This is a genomic window from Mucilaginibacter lappiensis, assembly GCF_900155965.1.
Taxonomy (GTDB): Bacteria; Bacteroidota; Bacteroidia; order Sphingobacteriales; family Sphingobacteriaceae; genus Mucilaginibacter; species Mucilaginibacter lappiensis.
This window is the reverse complement of sequence record NZ_FTMG01000009.1, coordinates 170,362-186,515: the sequence shown is the minus strand read 5'-3', so window position 1 is coordinate 186,515 and position 16,154 is coordinate 170,362. Positions and strand designations below refer to the sequence as shown.

Annotated in this window: 15 protein-coding genes; 3 read left to right on the top strand and 12 right to left on the bottom strand. The window is 41.6% G+C overall.

Annotation, left to right across the window (positions count from 1 at the left end):
• Positions 1-230 precede the first annotated feature (230 nt).
• From BW976_RS17715 to rpsT, 5 genes are all read right to left on the bottom strand, one after another.
• On the bottom strand, positions 231-521 hold the full coding sequence (locus tag BW976_RS17715) for a cell division protein ZapA (RefSeq protein WP_076374862.1): 291 nt from the start codon (positions 519-521) through the stop codon (positions 231-233).
• Between the two features lie 20 nt (positions 522-541).
• The gene (locus BW976_RS17710) at positions 542-832 is read right to left on the bottom strand and encodes a hypothetical protein (protein ID WP_076374860.1); all 291 of its coding nucleotides are present in this window, start codon (positions 830-832) and stop codon (positions 542-544) included.
• Between the two features lie 132 nt (positions 833-964).
• Complete coding sequence (gene pheT / locus BW976_RS17705; protein WP_076374858.1) at positions 965-3,364, bottom strand: phenylalanine--tRNA ligase subunit beta; 2,400 nt, start codon at positions 3,362-3,364, stop codon at positions 965-967.
• 165 nt (positions 3,365-3,529) lie between these two features.
• Positions 3,530-4,228 (bottom strand): RadC family protein, encoded by a 699-nt coding sequence (gene radC, locus BW976_RS17700; RefSeq protein WP_076374978.1) that lies wholly within the window; start codon positions 4,226-4,228, stop codon positions 3,530-3,532.
• Positions 4,229-4,489: 261 nt separating this feature from the next.
• Positions 4,490-4,744: a 30S ribosomal protein S20 gene (gene rpsT / locus BW976_RS17695; RefSeq protein WP_076374856.1), complete on the bottom strand. Its 255-nt coding sequence runs from the start codon at positions 4,742-4,744 to the stop codon at positions 4,490-4,492.
• Positions 4,745-4,960: 216 nt separating this feature from the next.
• Here rpsT and BW976_RS17690 point away from each other — a divergent pair, with 216 nt between their 5' ends.
• Positions 4,961-5,713 (top strand): class I SAM-dependent methyltransferase, encoded by a 753-nt coding sequence (locus BW976_RS17690; protein WP_076374854.1) that lies wholly within the window; start codon positions 4,961-4,963, stop codon positions 5,711-5,713.
• A gap of 3 nt (positions 5,714-5,716) precedes the next feature.
• Here BW976_RS17690 and BW976_RS17685 read toward each other — a convergent pair whose 3' ends face one another.
• Positions 5,717-6,385 (bottom strand): HAD family hydrolase, encoded by a 669-nt coding sequence (locus BW976_RS17685; RefSeq protein ID WP_076374852.1) that lies wholly within the window; start codon positions 6,383-6,385, stop codon positions 5,717-5,719.
• Between the two features lie 87 nt (positions 6,386-6,472).
• On the opposite strand from BW976_RS17685, the gene BW976_RS17680 reads away from it, so the two are divergent.
• Positions 6,473-8,146, top strand: a complete 1,674-nt coding sequence (locus BW976_RS17680) for a MutS-related protein (RefSeq protein WP_076374850.1) — start codon at positions 6,473-6,475, stop codon at positions 8,144-8,146.
• A 19-nt stretch (positions 8,147-8,165) separates the two neighbouring features.
• On the top strand, positions 8,166-9,182 hold the full coding sequence (locus BW976_RS17675; RefSeq protein ID WP_076374848.1) for a zinc dependent phospholipase C family protein: 1,017 nt from the start codon (positions 8,166-8,168) through the stop codon (positions 9,180-9,182).
• Positions 9,183-9,205: 23 nt separating this feature from the next.
• On the opposite strand, the gene BW976_RS17670 is transcribed toward BW976_RS17675, so the two are convergent.
• The 6 genes from BW976_RS17670 to BW976_RS17645 form a co-directional block, all read right to left on the bottom strand.
• Positions 9,206-9,862 (bottom strand): DedA family protein, encoded by a 657-nt coding sequence (locus BW976_RS17670; RefSeq protein WP_076374976.1) that lies wholly within the window; start codon positions 9,860-9,862, stop codon positions 9,206-9,208.
• Between the two features lie 128 nt (positions 9,863-9,990).
• On the bottom strand, positions 9,991-10,737 hold the full coding sequence (locus BW976_RS17665; RefSeq protein ID WP_076374846.1) for a DUF4397 domain-containing protein: 747 nt from the start codon (positions 10,735-10,737) through the stop codon (positions 9,991-9,993).
• Positions 10,738-10,747: 10 nt separating this feature from the next.
• A complete protein-coding gene (locus BW976_RS17660; protein ID WP_076374844.1) occupies positions 10,748-11,485 on the bottom strand; it encodes a DUF4397 domain-containing protein in 738 nt (245 codons plus the stop codon).
• Positions 11,486-11,659: 174 nt separating this feature from the next.
• Positions 11,660-12,784 carry a DNA polymerase III subunit beta gene (gene dnaN, locus BW976_RS17655; RefSeq protein WP_076374842.1) on the bottom strand — a complete coding sequence of 375 codons (1,125 nt, stop codon included), beginning with the start codon at positions 12,782-12,784 and terminating at the stop codon, positions 11,660-11,662.
• Between the two features lie 33 nt (positions 12,785-12,817).
• Positions 12,818-15,214: a gliding motility-associated ABC transporter substrate-binding protein GldG gene (gene gldG / locus BW976_RS17650; protein WP_076374840.1), complete on the bottom strand. Its 2,397-nt coding sequence runs from the start codon at positions 15,212-15,214 to the stop codon at positions 12,818-12,820.
• A 230-nt stretch (positions 15,215-15,444) separates the two neighbouring features.
• A complete protein-coding gene (locus tag BW976_RS17645; protein WP_076374838.1) occupies positions 15,445-15,801 on the bottom strand; it encodes a nuclear transport factor 2 family protein in 357 nt (118 codons plus the stop codon).
• Between the last annotated feature and the right edge of the window lie 353 nt (positions 15,802-16,154).

Here is a 16,154-nt window from a genome sequence, read left to right as displayed (position 1 = left end):
TCTTTTAGGGTGTAAGGTTATATAATAAAAAAAACCGCAACTAATTTTCAAGTATCATGTATTTAAAAACTTCATTTCGGATATTGGGACCATGGTTACGTTAATATAAATAGCAACGCATGCCTCTTTGATCCGCTTAATATTGAAGCGTTAAGTTTTTAATAGTGAAACCTAAAATTTAACTGCGGTTAAATCTTAATTGTGCTCTGTATGTTATGTAAGAACGTAAATTACTTCGAGAAAAATTCAGACAGCAAATGATCCAACTTGTAAACCTGTTCAGCAACATCGGTATCTTCAACGGTAACTTTCTTCTCGGCTTTTAATGATGATGTAGCATAATGCAACACCGCCATCGAAAGCAGATCCTGCTTATCTCTTACCGCGTAGTTTTCCTGATATTCCTTTATCCGGTCATTAATCAGTTTAGCCGCCCTGCGTATTATTTCTTCCTCCTCCATGTTTACCTTTAAAGGGTAAACTCTGTCAGCAATATTTATTTTTATTGAGATTTCTCCCATTGAGCTTTTCACTTTTTGTATTATTTCTTCAATAATACAATACACTTATCTATTTCCTGCACAAAATCGTTAATTTTTTGCTTTATGTCAAGACTTTTCTCATTTGTTTCTGAAAATGATTTGGCAAGCTTCAATACACGAAGCTTTTCTTCCAACTCTTTTGTCTTGTTTTTACTGGCATCCAAGGCTACGGTTAAAGCCTCGCTTTCCAGTTTTAACAGATCATTTTCCTCCTGTAAGGCAGCGCAAAGCTCAATTAACCTTTCGGTTTTATCTACAATTTTATTTAACTGTTCTGCTACAGAAGGCATTTTTTATTTAGTGAATTATTGAATTAGCGATTTAGTGAATTAATGACTTTTTAATTAGTAGGCCACCGAATTATAATTCTAAAATTTTAAACTCTAAATCCGAAATCAAAATTCCGAAATCCGAAATCAAAATTATTTTCTGATCTCCGCTCCGGCTTCTTTACCTAAGTTATAAATTAATTTCTGCATAATGGCATCAATCGCTTTATCGGTAAGTGTTTTCTCGATATCCTGGATGATAAAACTTAAAGCGTATGATTTTTTACCGGCCGGCAGTTTATCTCCCTCGTAAACGTCAAATACACTAACTTCTTTCAGTAGCTTACGCTCCGTTCTCTGGGCAATTTGCTTTAACTGACCAAAAGTAACCGCCTTATCTATCAGCATAGACAAGTCGCGCCTTACCGCCGGGAATTTAGAAACCTCCTGGTAAACGATCTTATTTTTACGCACGGCAGCTAAAATCAGGTCGAAATTAAAGTCGGCATAAAATACTCCCTTGTCTACATCAACCTTTTTCAAAGCTTCGCCGACAACCGCGCCAAATTTAACCAGCTGTTTGCCGTTCAGCATATATTGTAGGCCGTAAGCCATTTTTTTGCAGGTAGCGTCTTCCACAACGTAACCTGTTATATTCAGGCGTTCTAAAATACTATCAACAATAGCTTTCAGGTTGTAGAACGATACCGGCTTCGGCTTTTGGTTCCATTGCTCGGTAGTAGTTGCCCCGGTTAAAAACACCGAGAAACGTTGTACCTCATTATATTTATCATCCTTTACGCTGTAAACCTTGCCAAACTCGTAAAACTTCAGGTCGGCAGCACGGCGGTTCTGGTTGTAGGTAATAGCTTCCAGGCCAGAGTACAGCATGGTTTGGCGCATCACATCCAGGTCGCTGCTTAGCGGGTTCAGTATTTTTACGGCAGCATCCAGGTTATCTGAATATGCCGATTTGGTTAAGGAATTTGATAAGATCTCATTAAAACCATTGGCAGTAAGCAAGTCCGACAGTTGGTTTTGCACGGTATCTTTCTCAGCACGTTGCGAGTTATTTAATGATGCCCTGATCTGGGTTGGTATCTCGATATTGTTATAGCCATAAATACGCAGTATCTCCTCTACAACGTCCACCTCACGGGTAACGTCAACACGGTATGGAGGCACTTGTAACGAAAGTGTTTCCTCCGTTTCATTAACCACCTTAATATCCAATGCCTCAATAATGGCTTTGATCTCGGCATGCGGGATGGCTTTACCTATGAGCCTGTGAATATTTTTATAGCTTACCTCAAAGGCAAACGGCGCAACAGGTGCAGGGTAGTGATCAAAAATTTCTGACGATACCTCGCCGCCGGCTACCTGTTGTATCAGCAAGGCGGCACGTTTCAAGGCAAAAACAGTCATATCCGGATCGGTACCACGCTCAAATCGGAACGATGCATCGGTTTTTAGGCCATGTCTCTTAGCCGTTTTACGTACCGATACAGAGTTAAAATAGGCGCTCTCCAAAAAGATGCTGGTGGTTGACGCCTTAACACCCGAAGTGATACCGCCAAACACACCGGCAATACACATAGGTTCTTCGGCGTTACCTATCATCAAATCGTTTTCCGATAGTTTGCGGTCTACTTCATCCAGAGTTTTAAAAAGCGTTCCTTCCGGATAGTTTTTCACCAGCACTTTGTTGCCCTTTATTTCGTCGGCATCAAAAGCATGCAGTGGCTGTCCCAGCTCATGTAATACGTAGTTGGTTACATCCACAATATTATTGATAGAGCGGATGCCGATAACAGCCAATCTTTCTTTTAACCATTTCGGTGATTCTTTTACTTCCAGACCAGTCATGGTTAAACCCGAATAACGCGGACTTGCCAGCTCGTTCTCTACCACAACTTCAACAGCTCTGTTGGTATTGGCAATTTTGAATGCGCTTACATCTGGCCTGGTAACAGCGATCTTTAAAAAGGCGGCGATATCGCGGGCGGTACCCAGGTGCGACGCGGCATCAGCACGATTTGGTGTTAAACCTATCTCGTACATATAGTCGTCATTCACCTTAAAATAGTCTTTGGCTAAAGCGCCAACCGGGGCATCGGCATCCAATACCATAATACCATCGTGATTGGTACCCAAACCTATTTCATCTTCGGCGCAGATCATTCCTTCGGATGCTTCACCACGTATTTTTGATTTCTTGATCGCGAATGGCTCACCGGTAACGGGATAAACGGTAGTACCAACCACGGCTACTACTACTTTTTGTCCGGCAGCTACGTTAGCAGCACCGCAAACAATCTGCAGATCTTCCGGACCGCCTACATCAACCTTAGTTACGTGCAGGTGATCGGAATTGGCATGGTCGGTACATTCCTTTACATAACCAATTACCAGACCTTCCAGTCCGCCGGGGATTGCTTGTACTTTTTCCAGGCTCTCTACCTCCAAACCGGTACCGGTAAGGATAATGGAGATTTCCTGTGGAGTTTTATCTGTATCTATAAATTCTTTAAGCCAATTATATGATATCTTCATTATTCAGAAATGATAATCGGCAAAGATATAAAGATTTCGGAAGTCGGATTTGGGATTTGGGATTTAAATTGCATTTCGGATTTGGGAATTTCTATTTCGGATTTATTTATCGAACATTTTTTTTCTCAAAATCAAAAATTACAAATCTCCTAAAATCCGAAATCCCTAAATCACTCCCTCATCGCCAAAGCTGTAATACCCATTGTCAGTGATAATGAGGTGGTCAAGCACATTGATATCCAGCAAACGACCGGCAGCACTTATTTTTTTGGTGAGATCGATATCCTGGTGACTGGGTTTCAGGTTACCAGAGGGGTGATTATGAACTAATATAATACCGCTGGCCTGTTGTTGCAGCGCCATATAGAAGATGATCTTGGGATCGGCTACTGTGGCCGATAATCCACCTTTGCTCACCAGTTCCTTGGCCAGTACTTTTTGCGAACGGCCAACCAGCAGTATCCAAAATTCTTCATGATTTAGATCCATCAAGTGGCGACGCATAATATTATAGGCATCACGGCTGCTGTTGATGTATTCGATGGCTTTGGTTTCGCTATCGTTGCGGCGTCGACCGATTTCCAGCGCAGCGATAATGGATATAGCCTTGGCCTCTCCTATCCCTTTAAATTTGGAAAGTTCGCCGATAGAAGCTTTACCCAGCTTATTCAGATCGTTTTCATAATGGTGCAGGATGCGCTTGCTGAGTTCAACAGCGGTTTCGCTACGACTGCCCGATCCGATTAGGATGGCGATCAGCTCGGCATCGGTAAGTGCGCGGCGCCCCTGGGTGCTCAGCTTTTCGCGCGGGCGGTCTTCCTCGGCCCATGATTTAATACTAATCTTTTCGTTGTAGTTTTCCACGGTATTCAAATATGGAGAAAACTATCAAACAAAAAAAATTGTGGCAGGGTATCCGACTCACCGACGTGGGTGTGGTAAGCGTCTTTTTCTCCACGCGTCATTGCGAGGTACGAAGCAATCCCCGATAAGCAGATCCGCTCTGTACAGCATAGAGATTGCTTCGTACCTCAGCAATGACGCGTGTAATAATGGATTTCAAACCAAACAAAAAAGGATCGTACTGTTAGGTACGATCCTTTTTATATATTTTTAGTTAAGCGATTAGCTTAAGCCATTAACAAATTTAGTAAGCTTTGATTTATTGTTCGAAGCTTTGTTTTTGTGAATAACATTCTTTTTAGCTAAACGGTCTAACATAGAGATCACCTTACCCAACAGTGCACTTGCATCAGCTTTAGTAGTAGTGTTTCTTAATTTCTTAATAGCGTTCCTGGTTGTTTTAGCCTGGTACCTGTTGCGCAGACGCTTCGCAGCGTTTGATCTGATTCTTTTTAAAGACGATTTATGATTTGCCATTGTATAGCTTTGTTATTCTTTTTTCTATTATTTTAAGGACTGCAAATATATGCCGATAAATTTAAATATGCAAGTGCTTTTTTATTAAAGTTTTAAAGCCCTATTTAACCAATAGTGCTCACTCAACTTATTTAAGCCCAGCGATTGAATATTGCACTTCATAAAGCAACTAAACTACAGCACAAGTGTTAATTTAGCAACAACCTATTTCAAACCATGGACAACACTAAAAGATTCAGCAACCGGGTGGCCGATTATGTCAAATACCGCCCTCACTATCCTACAGCTATCATTACCTTTTTACTGGAAAGCTATCAATTGACCATCGATAAGCGTATTGCAGATATTGGTGCAGGTACGGGAATATCCACTCAATTGTTTTTAGATGCCGGCTATCATGCCACCGCTGTGGAGCCTAATGCCGAAATGCGGGATAAAGCTATTGAACTATTGAACTCATACCCAGGCTTTGCAGCCGTAGATGGTACCGCGGAAAATACCAGGTTAGCCAGCGAAAGCGTTGATGCCGTTATTGCGGGACAGGCTTTCCATTGGTTTAATGCACAAAACGCCCGTGCAGAGTTTAAACGTATCCTGAAACCCGGCGGCATCGTGGCACTAATCTGGAATGAAAGAAAAACAGCTTCAGCATTTGAAAAGGAATATGATCAATTAATCATCACACATGGGCAAGACTATGTAAAAGTTGGTCACCGGAATATCGACTACGACCACATCGGCGCATTTTATGATCCTGAGCCTTTTGCGGTACGTGTATTTGAAAACCAACAGATTTTTAATTTTGACGGACTAAAAGGCCGCCTGCTTTCCTCGTCGTACGCACCAACCAAAGTGGATGCTGGATATGCAGCCATGATCAAAGATTTGCAGGAACTTTTTAACCGTTATCAGCAAGATGGTGTGATCACTATTCATTACGATACTAAAGTTTATGTAGGACGCTTATAGCAATTATGCGATGAACCCTTGTTCAATTAAATGATCTTTTGCTGCTTTAAAATCAAGAAACAGTTTATCGGCAATGGTTAGTTTATGATGCTCATCGGTATTACTTTGAATGGCAAAACAGATAAGTCCTGCAGCTTTTGCCGATTTCACACCATTTATAGTATCTTCAAAAACAAGGCATTCCTTTTTCAGTACGCCCAACTTTTCAACACATACCAGGTAGCTTTCCGGATCGGGTTTACTTTTGGTAACCTCAGTACGGGTGATGATCAGTTTAAAGTACCTACCCAAACCATTCCTTTCAAATACAGCATCCACATCCTGCCGCGGGCTCGAAGTTACCAGGGCCAGCGTTAGATTTTTACTTTTAAAATACTCTAATACTTCGGCCACATGCGGCATCAGGTTTACATCTTTTGTTTTAAGGCGCTCCAATATTAACCTTTCCCTTTTATCAATAATTTGTGGTAATGGTGCGATAATATCATATTTTTCGACCAGGCGGGCGGCATTGGTGGGCAGAGGTACACCTGCATAGGTTTTCAGCCAGTCGGCATAAGTTAACTGTACATCAAATTCCGCTAAAATTTCGTTCCAGCATTCAAAATGAAAAAACTCCGAATCAATAAGAGTACCGTCAAGATCAAATAATAATGCTTTAAGAGCTTTCATAAGTAGGTTGTTCAAGAACTTTAAAAGTAAAAACTAATTCCTTTTAAACAGGTATCGCTTCTATTAATTTTAATGCTACTTTTAAATATGTATTACTGGCTATCCGCTTTATTTACCCTTATCATACTGTTTATAATAGCCGACTATTTAAAAGGCCGTCATTTAAAAAAGAAGCGACTCTCGGAAATTAAGGAACAATGGGGTAAGCCTAAAATAACTCAGCGAAATTTTAAACTCATTGCCACCTATTTAACCGCCGCTGATAGCCAAAGTTATATTTCGGCCGATACCTCCGCTGATCTTGATGTTGATGATCTATTTAACTTTATTGACCGTACCAACTCCAAACCCGGTCAGCAGTATTTATACAAAAAACTGCACGCACCCGAGCTCTCAGAAAGCTATTTTAACATCCTCGAACAAAAACACCAACTGATAAGCAAAGATTCGTCTTTAAGGGAACTTGCCGAATTCAAATTATCAGCCTTAAACAGCAACGACGCCTATTATCTACCCGAAGTATTTGGCAAAGTGCACAGTTCATTATTTGATCCCTTAACCACACTATATATTCGGATAGCCCCATTTTTAACGCTGCTATTTATTGCAAGTTTGTTCATAGTACCTAACCAGTTTGCCCTTCTGTTTCTTTTCGCATTGCTTATTGCCAATGTCGTTATCCACTTTGGCAATAAAACCAAAGTAATGAGCTATACTCACTCCTTACCGCAGCTTTTAATTTTAAACAATGTAGCCAAATGGCTGGCCGACCATCAATTATTTGAAAATGATCACCACATTAACCAAAGCCTGACTAACGTAGATAAATTAAAAAAATCATTAGGCTTTATTAACCTGCAAAACAAAACCGCTGCCGACCCTACAGACATCACGTTCCTTTTCAGCGAATGGTTAAAAATGTTCCTGCTGATAGAGCCGCTGATATTCATTTTTTCGATAAGCCGTGTTAACAAATACCTGGAGGATATTAAGATACTCTATGAGGCTGTCGCCCGGGTTGACATGGCCATATCCATACTATCGGTACGGGCAGGATCGACACAGTATTGCATACCGCGCTTTTTGACCGATGGTGACCGAATCACGATAAAAAACCTGTACCACCCGCTTATTGAAAATTGTGTAGCCAACTCTATGAATATTGATAATAAACAAGGTGTTCTGGTAACAGGATCAAACATGTCTGGCAAAACAACATTTATCAGGTCGGTGGCTATAAACGCGTTATTATCGCAAACCATCAATACCAGTTTTGCCAGCGAGTACTGCGCTCCTCCATTAAAAATATTTACCAGTATTAATATGAGCGATGACCTGGGCGGTCATAAAAGTTATTTTCAGGCCGAGGCTACATCGGTGAAAAATATTATCATGGAGGCCACTGCCAGCAAACCGGTTAACAGCCTGGTTATTATTGATGAAATTTTCAGAGGAACCAATACTATTGAAAGAATAGCAGCTGCAAAGGCTGTGTTATCTTACTTTATTGAAAACAAAAGCTTTGTATTTGTATCAACCCATGATCTGGAACTTGCCGAACTGTTGGGCATTGATTACAAAGTATTTTCGTTCGAAGAATTGATGGGTGATGACCAGCTAATATTTGATTATAAGATCAAAGAAGGTTTACTCAAAAACAAGAATGGCATAGCTGTTTTAAAAGGGCTAGGCTTTCCGGAAAGTATTATTGATGAAGCAAACAAGGTAAGCATACAGCTGCGCGATAAGTACAACTTGTAATATTTCAAAATCATTAAGCATGCCCGGCAATAAAAAAACTTCAAACACATCACTCAAAACCCATTACTTAATAAGGCGCCGCATTATTTTAAGTTTATCGGGCATTGGTTTAATGCTGCTATGTTCATCCTGGGGGTTCTTTGCTCATTATCGCATTAACAGGCTAGCGGTTTTTACGCTCCCTAAGGGTATGGCCGGTTTTTACAAGACCAACGTCGATTATATTACAGAACACGCTGTGAGCGCCGACAAACGCCGCTATGTAGACTCTACCGAGATCCCCCATCATTTTTTTGATGCCGATCATTATGGCAAAAAACCATTTGCTGCTATGCCCCGGCGATGGGCTGATGCCGCCACCAAATACTCTGCCGATACACTAGACAAATACGGCACCGTTCCCTGGACTATCCAATACCAATATTATAAGCTGGTGAGGGCATTTAAGGCGCATGACACCATAGCCATACTCAACACATCCGCTAATCTTGGTCACTATGTTGCCGACGCGCATGTACCGCTTCATCTTACCTTAAATTACGATGGACAATTGACCGATCAGATTGGCATACATGGCCTCTGGGAAACCCGCCTGCCGGAGTTGTTTATTAAACAATATAACCTTTTTGCAGGTCATGCCCATTACATTGATAATCCACTGACCGAGGCATTTAAAATTTGCCAGGTATCCTTCAAAAGTGTTGACTCTGTATTACGATTTGAGCGGATCGTCAACAAAAATTTCCTACCGGATAAAAAATACAGCCCGGTTATGCGGGGTAAAAGAAAACTCAATGATTACTCCGTGGCTTACAGCCATGCTTATCATAAAATGCTGAAAGGCATGGTAGAGCGGCAAATGCGGGCATCGATACGCTCGGTTGGAAGTTTCTGGTATTCGGCCTGGGTAGATGCCGGGCAGCCCGATCTGAACAAACTAATAGCGCAACCCTTAAGTTCAGAAGAGCGCATTAACCTGCAGCACGAAGAGGCCATGTACAAAACCGGAAAATGTATTTATCAAACAACGAAATAAGCCCGGGAACTTATTCAGGTGTATTATTCTGTGGTGGCTTTTTTACTTCCCCTGCTCTTGATGGCTGCGTAAATTGGCGGAACTACAGATATCAGTATAATAGCCATCACCACCAGGGTAAAGTTTTGTTTGATCACCGGGATGTTGCCAAAAAAGAAACCGATAAATAAAAAACTCAGCACCCATGAAGCGCCTCCGACAATATTATACAGACTATAGCGCAAAAACGGCATACGCCCTACACCGGCCACAAAAGGAGCAATGGTTCTGATAATAGGCAAAAACCGGCTGAAGATAACTGCTTTACCACCGTGCTTGTCAAAAAACGCTTTGGTGTTGAGGTAATATTCCAGTTTTAATATTTTGTTATCTTCTTTAAAAACCTTGGGACCTAAATAATTACCCAGCAAGTAATTTACCGTATTACCTGTAAAGGCAGCTATAACCAATAAAATGGCCACCAAGGCTATATCTAAACTGGTTTTACCATTAGCGATAAGAGCGCCTGCGGCAAACAGCAGGGAGTCGCCGGGTAAAAAGGGAGTAACCACAAAACCGGTTTCGGCAAAGATGATTGCAAACAGTATGAGATATGTCCAGCCCTTGTAATCGCTGGTAATCTGGCTCAGATGCACATCAATATGCAGTATAAAGTCGATAATGCTTTTTATTACTTCCACAGTATTTAAATTTTGGCCAAAAATAGGAATATAAATCAGAATCAAGAGCTAAGAACCAAGAGTTAAGAGTTAAGCCCATTTAAATCTTTTCTTGATTCTTGACTCTAAGATCTCGATTCTTTGCCTTCCTACTGCGTAGTCTTCAACAATAAATTATTGGTAAGGATTGCTGCGCCAAATGCAACTGAGTCTGTACGGCCTACTATTCCCTGTGTATAAATGGTATAAGCACGGCCATCCTGTATGGTAACATTGGGTAGCTGGAATTGAATATTGCCTGGAGAGCTACTTAAGTTAATGGTAAAATTGTAATTACCCACGGGCAACTGAACATATTTTGATACCGAATCAAAAGCGATTGATTTCCACTGTTTTGCTGTACTGTCATTAGCTCTCAGATCAAGCGGAGCAGAGGTTGGCGAGCAATGAACAAACCGTACTATACCCCTCCCTAGTGGAGGAATGGTGGCCGTATCCAACACCAGAATAGATTTTTTTATAGAACTATCACTCTTGAAACCTGTAATAAACAAGGTATATTTGGAGTTAGCTTTAAATGCGCTATTAATAGTAAGCAGGTTTACCGGGGCCACCCCTACCGAACGTAACTGCAAGGGTGGTACTAGGGTGGATATAAAAAAATAGCCTGAATTAGTGGGGTACGTATAATTGGTTGTATTTTCCTTAATAAAATTGAGATATAAATTTACCGGCTGTATATCCGGGCTTAAATTAACAATCTGTAGTTGCGTATTTAATCCGGTGGGATTAGCATTGGCGCCTTTACCGCATGATGAAACGAAAGGCAGTAACATGGTACCAACGATAACCAAAAGAAAAGAAACGAGGAAGCTGTTTTTATTGGGTTTAGTCATTAATTTCAATTTACTGATTAACTATTAAACTGGTACCAAGTGCCTGGTTGCCCCCGGACCCTATAGTGCCATAACCAACTACAGTATAAATCCTGCCGGTACTGATTGTTACCGTATCCTTTCTGGCGGTGCTTATGTCAGACCCAGCCTGGTAAACACTTAAAATAAGCGAACCAGCTGCAAGTGTTGTACCTGGTGTAGCTGTTGTACTTGGCGTAACATTCAAAAAATCTGTTGTTGTTTTATAAGCTATATTACTAAACTGCGGGGTACTTACCTGAGTTACGGGAGTTACAAAAGCAAGCACGAGAGGCCCGGCATCCGGCGATGCATTTACAAATCTGAGCTTGGCGCTACCATTCGTAGGTGCAGTTGCGGTATCGTTGGTAAAAAAAATTCCGTCTGCTGCTCGACTGCTTACATATAATGAATACACCTTTCCAGAATCAAGTGTAATAGGCGTGGTAAATAAAGCATTAGGAGTTGACGGGCTCGCTAACTTAACCTGATAATTTTGCAAGCCAGCCTTTACTGTTAATAAACTACTTAATGTACCACCCGGAAAATAAGTTGATGTATTATTGACCAAGGTACCGTTCTGGTAAAAATTAATAATATCATTTGTTGCGTTGATCACCCTAAGGCTTGCAGTGGGCAGAATTGTGGGCTTATCATTATTTTTTTTACAGGATGCCCAGCATGCCGCTGCGGCTATAATAAAAGTAAAAGCTTTGATCCTGATATTCATATGGGCAAATTAGTGATTTAGTGATTTAGTGAGTAAAGATATCCCAATCACTAATTCACTAACTAAAAATTAATCTATATAACTGTTTCCTGCGATTTTTGTTATCTGCGGAGAACAAAAAAGTCCGGTTTTTAAAGCCGGACTTAGTTTTGGATTTATAATTTAAGTTTACACTTAAGCATAGCTATTGAGCATCACCGGCATAACCAACATCAGCACATCTTCATTTTCATCGCCGCCCTGAGGCAACAATAATCCGGCACGGTTTGGTGTCGACATTTCCAAAGATACTTCTTCGCAACTTAAATTCTTCAACATTTCTATTAAAAAACGTGCATTGAAGCCAATTTCGATGTCTTCGCCCTCGTACTGGCAGCTTAAACGCTCATGCGCTTCATTGGCAAAGTCAATATCTTCTGATGATATATTGAGCTCGCTGCCGCTTATTTTAAGCCTTACCTGGTGGGTAGTTTTGTTGGCATAAATAGCCACACGATTCAATGAACCCAGGAAAGTAAGCCTGTCGATACTTAATTTATTTGGATTCACTTGAGGTATAACCGCCTCATAGTCCGGATAGCGCTCATCAATTAAGCGGCATACCAGGTTAATATTACCAAATTTAAAGAACGCGCTGGTGGAGTTATACTCTACCGATACATTCACATCATCGGTTGGTAATGACGATTTTAACAGCGTTAATGCTTTTTTGGGCAATATAAATGAAGTAGTGCTTGCAGCTTTGGCATCTTTACGGCGATAGCGTACCAGCTTATGCGCATCGGTAGCCACAAAAGTAAGATGCTGAGTACTTAACTGGCAATATACGCCGGTCATGGCAGGGCGCAACTCGTCGTTACTTACCGCGAAAATTGTTTTGTTGATCGCTTCGGCTAAAACTGATGCCGGTAAATTTACCGACGACGCGTTCTCTACCACTGGTATCTTCGGGAAATCCTCGCCATTTTCGCCACTCAATTTGTACTTTCCGTCGCCCGCGTTTATTTCTATAGCAAACGTAGTATCATCTACAGAAAAAGCCACCGGCTGCTCTGGTAGCGATTTTAAGGTCTCTAACAATATACGCGATGGTATGGCAATACGGCCATTCTCTTTAGCCTCAACAGCTAATGATGTGGTCATGCTGGTTTGCAGATCGGTTGCAGAAATGGTTAAGTTTCCATCCTTTATCTCGAACAAAAAGTTTTCCAGTATAGGCAAAACAGTGCTATTGCTTAAAGCTCCGCTTACAGCCTGCAGTTGTTTGAGTAATGTTGATGTAGAAACAATAAATCTCATATGGGTGTATTTAATCAATCAAAAATATAAAATTTAATGCGCATACTTTCGTTTACGGATGTAATGTTGAAAAATAGCACATATTAACACTAAAAGCAAAGGCCCAACTGTATTTACCAGCTGCCAGTACATTTTTTCGTTGCGGATACGGGCACGGTTAAGCAGGCGTAGCTTGATTTCCTTGGTACGCAAGGCTATCAGGCCCGAGTCGTCGGTCATATAATCGGCAATATTTAGCAGCAGGTTTTTATTGCCGTACGTTTGCTGGGTATAGTGATCATATCCCAAGGGGTATGGCGAACCATCACTACCTACCTGGTTTTTCAAGATATCCCCATCGCTGATCACAATCATTTTAGTAGGTACACTTTCAGGCTGTATAGCCACCTGCTCCGTAAGCCCTTCGGGCAACGGACGATTGCGCCAGTCGGATACAAATTTACCTTCCAACAATACCCCTACTGTTTTGGGTGTACCCTGAAAATCTTTGGGATTGGGTTCCTGCTCCAATGCCTGTAACGACAGCATATGCGGTGCGCTCATCTTTTTATTATAGGGCGACGAGGTAAGCAGGATTGTTTTCTTGACATCTTTAGTATCCAAGAGATCAATGGTACTGGCAAATTCACTGCTGATGCCATCCAGATTTTTTACTATCGGGTGTTTAGATAACGGGATAAATATAGGATAAAACAGCCAGGGCAGCATTTGTATCTGCGCCTGCCCACCCAAGCTACCGGTGGTAACCGGTATTTGCGAGCAGTTCATATCGGCAATCAGGTCATAATTGATCCGCACACCGTAACGGAAAAGCTGATCGTCCAGATTCAATTGTTTGGCAAAGGCCAGTTGCTCGCCGCCATGCCCGCGCAGGCTGTCCAGCTCGGCACTCACCTGGTCTATCGTCCACAATACCCGGCCGCCATGCATAATATATTGGTCGAGCTTGAATTTTTCCAGCTCGGTAAATTTTTTATCGGGCTTGGGTATCACCAACAGTTTTACCTGTTGCAAACCGGCTATAGTAATAGTAGTTAAATTAACCCGACCAACCTTATATCCATCCGAGAGCGATTTCATCGCGTCGTTCAGTTGCAGGTCGCTCAGTTCGTTATGTCCCTCGGTAAAACCAATTTCGGGTTTGCCACCGCTGGTTGCTTTTTTTATGGCCGATGAAAAAGCGTATTCGAGGTTTTGGATAGAGTTGTTCAGCACTTCATCCGGCGAAAGCCCTATCCTGCTCAGTAATAATTTCACGGCGATCTCTTTACCATTGGCCAATACCAGCGCGCCGGGGAAGATCAATTTTTGTGATACGCCATCGTCCGTTTTTACGCTGAGGTTGGTTGGTTCAATACCTTTGGCTTCCAGGTTTTGGATAGCCTCATTCTGCTGATCGCCGGAGAGATTTTTCAGCGGATCAACAAATTCAAACTGCAGTTTACGATGACTGTATGCCTGCAGATCGTTCAACATATCGCGAGTGGCTCCCTGCAGTCGTTTAAATCCTCCGGGCAGACTTCCGCCTTGCAAATACACGGTAATTTTTACCGGCTGTTGCAAACCATCCATAATCTGCCTGCTGATAGGCGAAAGAGTATATCGTTTTTCGGTAGTAAAATCAAAACGGGTAAAAGCGAGACTGCCGATAATAGCCACAAGCAAGAGTGCCGCCATAGATCCCATCATAGTAGCCGAAAACAGTTTCTTTTTACGCTGACGGATAATCACGAACAGCGTAAGCCATATAAATATACCGGTTACTACAATGAAATAAGTCAGATCGCGCGTATCCAGCACACCTCGGCTTACCGATTGATAATGCTCCGTGATACCCAGATTTTGTAAACCCAGGTCCTGTAACGACAGCAGCTGGCTCAGCGAATCAAACCCGCTATAAAAAAAGAAACACAGGAAAACGGCCACTGTAAAGGCAATGATCTGGTTTTTAGTAATAGATGATGCAAACAGACCAATAGCCGCGAATGCCGCCCCTAATAAAAACAAACCGATGTAGGAGCCGATAACTGCTCCGCTGTCAATATTCCCCTGAGGCGTACCCAGTGTACTGACTGAAAAATAGTAAACCAGCGTGGGCAGCAAGGCAAAAAGCACCAGCAGCACACTGGCCAGGTATTTTCCTAATACAATTTGCCAGTCGGTAAGTGGACGCGTGAATAACAGCTCAAAAGTACCCTCCTTGCGCTCTTCGGCCAATGACCGCATGGTGATGGCCGGTATCAGGAACATGAACAGGTATGGTGCGGTACTAAACAGGCTTTCGAGCCCGGCATAGCCATACTCCAAAATGCTCGAATCTGGGAATACCCACAAAAACAAACCCAATACCAATAAAAACACGCCAATGGTAACATAAGCCACCAGCGAACTGAGGTAAGAAACGATTTCTTTTTTAAGGATGCTTAGCACTTTCTTGATCGGGTGTTAAGCGCCGAAATTACAATATTTTTTTATTGGTTTATGGGTTTATGTATAATGTGCTTATCCTGGTGATCGCGCAAGGTAAGCCCTCCTTCTCGCACGCGTCATTGCGAGGTACGAAGCAATCCCCGATAAGCAGAGCCGCCCTGTATAGCTTAAAGATTTCTTCGTACCTCGCAATGACGCGTTTTTTTTGAATTCTCAAAAAGAAAATTAATCTAATCCTTTTTATCAACTATATAAGATGTAAGTATTTTCACCCGATCATTTTCCAGCTCATAAAAATCGGCGTAGTGCATGTTTATCTCCTCGCTGTTTTTGTTTTTGCATTGTATAAAGCCATCAACGGCAGCCTTATTACCGTCAACAATGAGGTGGTCGTAGGTTGATGAAACAACCTTTACATCTTCCATTCCGCTTAAAAACTTTTCCACTTCATCTTTCCCGTTGCTGATGGTGAGGTTTGAACCTTTCATTGTCCATATTACGTCATCGGCAAAAAGGTCTAATATTTTATCTACGTCGTTATTATCAAAAGCGTCAATAACTTGTAACACAATTTCTTTAGTTGTCATGATAATTTAATTTTGTTTATACCAAAGTTAGCGCTTATACAAAGCGGCAGAGAGGGTGCAAAATGACATTATCAGGGTGTTTTACGACAATTAATATACTGTGCTATCCCTCAAGGCATATCTGTAACAGCAAGGACTGTAAACCCATTTTCCTTCAAAAGTGGGTTTACATGGTTTACACTTTTTACGGTTAACATTTATTTATTTTACTGGTAATCAAATAATTATACAAAAAAAAACTCCAATATGGTGATAAAAGTGTAAACCATCATTTGGTGTATGCGTACAGCGTTTGTATTTTCCGGACTGAATCAGCGTGAAGATGCTTTTTCACATAAAGAGTCCTGAAACAG

Coding starts and splice junctions, on each gene's coding strand:
- BW976_RS17715 (WP_076374862.1), bottom strand. CDS start 521: ATGGGAGAAATCTCAATAAAAATAAATATTGCTGACAGAGTTTACCCT.
- BW976_RS17710 (WP_076374860.1), bottom strand. CDS start 832: ATGCCTTCTGTAGCAGAACAGTTAAATAAAATTGTAGATAAAACCGAA.
- pheT (WP_076374858.1), bottom strand. CDS start 3,364: ATGAAGATATCATATAATTGGCTTAAAGAATTTATAGATACAGATAAA.
- rpsT (WP_076374856.1), bottom strand. CDS start 4,744: ATGGCAAATCATAAATCGTCTTTAAAAAGAATCAGATCAAACGCTGCG.
- BW976_RS17690 (WP_076374854.1), top strand. CDS start 4,961: ATGGACAACACTAAAAGATTCAGCAACCGGGTGGCCGATTATGTCAAA.
- BW976_RS17685 (WP_076374852.1), bottom strand. CDS start 6,385: ATGAAAGCTCTTAAAGCATTATTATTTGATCTTGACGGTACTCTTATT.
- BW976_RS17680 (WP_076374850.1), top strand. CDS start 6,473: ATGTATTACTGGCTATCCGCTTTATTTACCCTTATCATACTGTTTATA.
- BW976_RS17675 (WP_076374848.1), top strand. CDS start 8,166: ATGCCCGGCAATAAAAAAACTTCAAACACATCACTCAAAACCCATTAC.
- BW976_RS17665 (WP_076374846.1), bottom strand. CDS start 10,737: ATGACTAAACCCAATAAAAACAGCTTCCTCGTTTCTTTTCTTTTGGTT.
- BW976_RS17660 (WP_076374844.1), bottom strand. CDS start 11,485: ATGAATATCAGGATCAAAGCTTTTACTTTTATTATAGCCGCAGCGGCA.
- dnaN (WP_076374842.1), bottom strand. CDS start 12,784: ATGAGATTTATTGTTTCTACATCAACATTACTCAAACAACTGCAGGCT.
- BW976_RS17645 (WP_076374838.1), bottom strand. CDS start 15,801: ATGACAACTAAAGAAATTGTGTTACAAGTTATTGACGCTTTTGATAAT.